This window comes from Aggregatibacter actinomycetemcomitans DSM 8324, from assembly GCF_000372365.1.
In the GTDB taxonomy this organism is placed as follows: Bacteria; Pseudomonadota; Gammaproteobacteria; order Enterobacterales; family Pasteurellaceae; genus Aggregatibacter; species Aggregatibacter actinomycetemcomitans.
The window spans coordinates 1-4619 of record NZ_AQUU01000026.1 but is presented as its reverse complement, the minus strand read 5'-3'; the positions used below and the strand labels follow the sequence as shown (position 1 = coordinate 4619).

Sequence of the window (4619 nt, the reverse complement as noted above, 5' to 3'; positions counted from 1 at the left end):
TGTAAAACACCGAACAAAATGAGAAAAAGGAATAAACTAGGGAGAATGTTGAATCAAGCGGGAATAAGTGGAACAAAACCAATGAAAACAAGGGCGCAAGAAAAAACGGCGTCCTTTTTTATTGAAGAATAGACAAGAATAAAAAAATGCGAAAAATTTTAAAAATCGCAAAAAAAAGCGAAACAAAATGCGAAAATAAAAAAGCGTTTAAAAATCGTTTAAAAGCGGTTTAAATAAACATTTTAACGATGTAGCAAGCCTTTATTATTAGGTGATTATACTTCATAGTTAATTGCCTTAACTATGAAGTTTTTAAATAAAGAACTTTTAAACTTCAATGTTTTTTTAACTATATGAAAAAACAAAGGTTTTTAGTGAAAATTATTATATTCAATAAAAAATAACTTTGAAGTTAAAAATTCTTTTACTTTGAAGTTTTTCGTTTCTTTGAAGCGACAGATTGATAAACCTTTTGTAACTCTAAATCGTTTAATTGAGTAATACTTTGTACTCCATATTTTTGTAGTAGATGCTCTGTGAGCCAATTTTCTAACAGTCCTCTAGTGTTAATTTTTATATAAGAATATTTTTTAGTACGCCATTCATTGCCTACTTTCTTGGGCGCTGATTTTGAAGATGATAACCTGCCAATCCATTTTCTTAAATATGTAATCGCTTTATCAGTTTTTTCAACTGGAATTAGACGATAGGTTGAAACTCGGCAGTATTTATTAAGAGAAGCCCAAACTGCCTGAAAGGATTTCGGATTATTTTTGAGTTTTTGTTCAAGCTCTACTATTTCTTTTACTAAATCTTGCAGTGTTCTAGCTGTATGTTCGCTGATATGAATTTCTGTGGGTTGAACTACTGCTTTAGTTTTAGTTGTATATTTTTCTGTTTTGATATTGTTGATTGTTCCACTATTGATAATACCTTTATCACCATAGATAACATTAGAATTTTGGATTGAAGTTTTTTCAGATTTATTTTCTTCAGTTTCTGACCTAATGCCTGTTACCACATACTGAACATCAACACCTAGTTGTGCAGCTCGACCTAAAAATTCTGCTGAAATACCACTTTTCCCTAATTCATTTAATCTTAGAGTTTCACGACTTACCTCTGTTTGGTGAGCAAAATTAGCTTGTGAATAACCCAAACGGCTTCTTTCTTCTACTAAACGAATACCCATATCTTCTCTAGTAATTGCTAGTTGCATAAAAAATCCTCAAATAAATACAAATTTATTTGACATGCCAAAAATTATTGGTATACAATAAACTTGTTTTCTTAATTAGTTTACTTAATAAGTTGTGTCGACTTATTGAAAGGGGATTGTATGAACCAAAAAGAAATTTATCAAGCATTAAAGAATAAAAATTTAAATGCCTCAATGATTGCGGAAGCTCTTGGGGTTAGTTATCAGGCTGTATCAAATGCTATTAAGCAAGGGAAAAGTAGTGAAAGAATTGCTAAAGCTATTGCTTTGGCGATTGATCAACCATTAGAAATTGTATTCCCCCATTATGTCCAAAAAAAGCAAAAACAAATTTTTAGGAAGAAAAAAGTAAATGAATTAAAAAGCCAATTTTCGCAAAGACTTTAGTGAGGTGGCGAAATGTTACAGCTTAAAAGTTTTTATAGTGCAAATGAATTATTGGAACTTGGGTTAAAAAGCTTACCAAGTACCCATAGAGGAATTTTAGACAAGGCAAAAAGGGATTATCCCGACCCTTGGCATCGAGTTGCACTGGACAAGCGTGCAGTTTGGCAAAGGTCACGGGCAGGCTAAACCGATAGAACGCGCCTTTGGTAACGGCGGACTTGGCGAAATCATTGATAAACACCCGAACTTTGCAGGCTTTTACGCCGGAAGTGCGGTAGATGATAAGCCGGACAACTATAACGGGGGTAAAGACGGTGTGGATTACGACACCTTTATATTGACCCTTGAAGAAGGCATACAGCGCTACAACGCGCAAATGGAGCGTAAAACCCAGATTTGCCAAGGCGTTTAAGAACATTCGGCTATCATCTTCAAGCCCGGTGATAAGGTCAAATTCTTTTTCCGATACTCTGAAATGATTGATATACTCATTTCTATCCGCTTTACTATTTGGGAGATAGATAAATGTTTCTACCTGTTCAATAATGGCTCGTGCAATATCACTTTTTAAAATCTCACTTGGCGACTGAGTGATTGGTACAACAAAACCATTTTTCTTACGCATTGTTTTTAAGCCGTCAAAGGTAAATTCCCGAAAGCTTTCACCTTGTAACCATTTCCAAAATTCATCAAGGAAAACAACCATTCGGCGACCATCAAGCGTTTGTTGTACACGATATAAGAGATAATAAGCAATAGCATTAATCACCGCTGCATTATCTAGAATTTCTGTACCATCAAAGCCGTAAATTATGCGGTCATCAAAAGAGAGTTGGTCGTTTTCGTTGTCAAACACCCATCCATAAATCCCGCCTTTTTTCCAAATTGTTAAACGGCTATAAAGGGAATTCGGGTTTTCGGTATCTTCCTGAATATTTTCAAGTAAGCGGGTAATGCCGTATTCCCGATCCAATTTATTAAGCGAAAGTACCGCCCTTATCGCTTTATCAATATCAATCTTCTCTTTGGTTGACAGCATCGAACCATCTGAAGTCGCAAGACTCCCAATCAATGTATTCAAAAAGCTGATATTTTCTTCCGTCTTATCAAGCATAAACGGATTAAAATGCGTAGGTAAACCATTTTTTAAGCGGTTATACTGCCCACCCATTGCACGAATCGCAATTTCTGCCCCGTAGTCTTTATCAAGATAAATTGCCGTTAATTTCTTATTTGCGCTCCCTGCCAAGAAGGTTTCCGGGCGTGAAAATGCAGTTAATTGGGAAAGCAAAAATGTGGCTAAAACCGTTTTACCCGTCCCTGATTTACCTAAAATCAGTGTATGTCCCAGATGCATATCACCACGGTCATCCCGTCCCATTCTGGTCTGATGAAAATTGAAATAAAAAGGGGTATTCGTACTGGTGCGCAGTAAAGAGACCGCATTTCCCCAACAGTTATGCTCAGCTTTCCCAATCGGATTATTATGCAGTGAATTCAAACCAACAAAGTTTTTACTGCTAATCATACTTACGCGCGGGCGAAAACGGAAATTACACGGTAACTGAGAAAAATAGGCCTCATCAAGCGCAATGTTTGACAGCGTGACAATAAATCCCAATTCACTTAATTTTGTAATCGCTTCATTGGAATATCTCTGCACTTCTTCAATTGAGTCACCATAGAGCATTAGCGTCATGTGATGATCACCAAAACAAATTTTTCCGCTGACAAGCTCATCTTTTGCAAATTCAAGATCCGTTAGCTGGCTAATTGCATCATCTTGCGTGGCTTGCATCCGCTTAATTTGACGATTCAGCGTTGTTAAAGCCTCTTGTTTTGGCACAATACTAAAAGATTGTGTAAGGTTATAACGACAATTAAGCTGCATTAAAACATCTAAAAATCCCGCATGAGTATCTTCCACCCAGTCTTTTATTTCAACACCACGCACAAAGGTTTTCTTATCATGTAACCGAATTTCGGCAATATCTTCACCGGCAATCATTTGAATATTGCCAAGATAAGAATAAATTGGTTTATTCAACACACGTACTTTCTGATAATGCCCTGTCAAAATAAAATTGAAAAACTCAAGCTGTTGAGAGTAAACCACACCATTTTCTTCATAGCAGGTCAGACGGGCACAACCAAATTTGTTTAGTGCGTTTTCAACACGACTAAGCAATTCTTTAAAATGCGCGAGATTAGCTTGAATGTCGGAAAGTTTTTCTTTTTTTGATTGCTGCTTCACATTGACTTTATCAATCCCCCTATATGGCTTCAACGCTACCGTAAAAAAGAGATTATTTTCCATAAAATCACTTTTACTGAAAGAAGTTACATATTTCTCATTAATATCTTTCGCAAAGCCATTATCAAACTGATTATCGGATTTTAGGTCAGAAAATCTTCGTACGCTATTCACATAAATTGAGATATTATCTTGAGCAAGTGAACGAATTAGAATGTTCAAACTGAGTTTGAAGCGATCAAGCTCATCATCTCCACGTGTTTCATACGAAATCCCCTCGACTTCAAAGGTTGTAGTAAAAATACCATCCTTGGTTAAAATAACATCTTCATCAATCTGTGAAGAGTATGGAATGATTTTTTCCAGACTGATTGCCTTTTCCAAATCAAGCATTGTGTAGTCCCCTTTATCGCTGATTGGTTTCTTTCTATAAATATTTCGTGCGAAATTGCTACCGGTATAATAATTTCCACCAAATAATCTTTTAAACTTTGCCGCCTTAAGTCTTGCCGGCATCAACCACATTCTGATGCCGTAGAGCTGAAAAATCTTTTCATCATAAGAAGAAATTAACCGCAATGCGCCAAAAGCAGGTAAAAAGAAAATGAAGTAATAGATTTTAGTGTATATTGCAAACAACAAAAAGCTCGCAAAGGTAAGGAAGAAAGGGGTAAGCGGAACGCCTAAGAACATAGCGGGACGAGTGAGCGCTTTGAATAATGGGTCTCTATTCATTTTAAAATCTATGCAAGTGGTTAA

General features: G+C 36.0%; 2 protein-coding genes and 2 pseudogenes. 2 read left to right on the top strand and 2 right to left on the bottom strand.

Annotation, left to right across the window (positions count from 1 at the left end; all coding sequences use genetic code 11):
* Window positions 1-424: 424 nt before the first annotated feature.
* On the bottom strand, window positions 425-1219 hold the full coding sequence (locus A3CS_RS0110610; RefSeq protein ID WP_005547846.1) for a helix-turn-helix domain-containing protein: 795 nt from the start codon (window positions 1217-1219) through the stop codon (window positions 425-427).
* A gap of 120 nt (window positions 1220-1339) precedes the next feature.
* Here A3CS_RS0110610 and A3CS_RS0110605 point away from each other — a divergent pair, with 120 nt between their 5' ends.
* Together A3CS_RS0110605 and A3CS_RS1000000112375 are read left to right on the top strand one after the other, a co-directional pair.
* Entirely contained in the window at window positions 1340-1606 is a 267-nt protein-coding gene (locus tag A3CS_RS0110605; RefSeq protein ID WP_005547848.1) for a helix-turn-helix domain-containing protein, read from the top strand.
* Window positions 1607-1715: 109 nt separating this feature from the next.
* Window positions 1716-2012 (top strand): annotated as a pseudogene (locus A3CS_RS1000000112375) (transposase domain-containing protein); the annotation flags it as partial.
* A gap of 15 nt (window positions 2013-2027) precedes the next feature.
* Here A3CS_RS1000000112375 and A3CS_RS1000000111805 read toward each other — a convergent pair.
* A pseudogene (locus A3CS_RS1000000111805) lies at window positions 2028-4595 on the bottom strand (VirB4 family type IV secretion/conjugal transfer ATPase); the annotation flags it as partial.
* Window positions 4596-4619 lie beyond the last annotated feature (24 nt).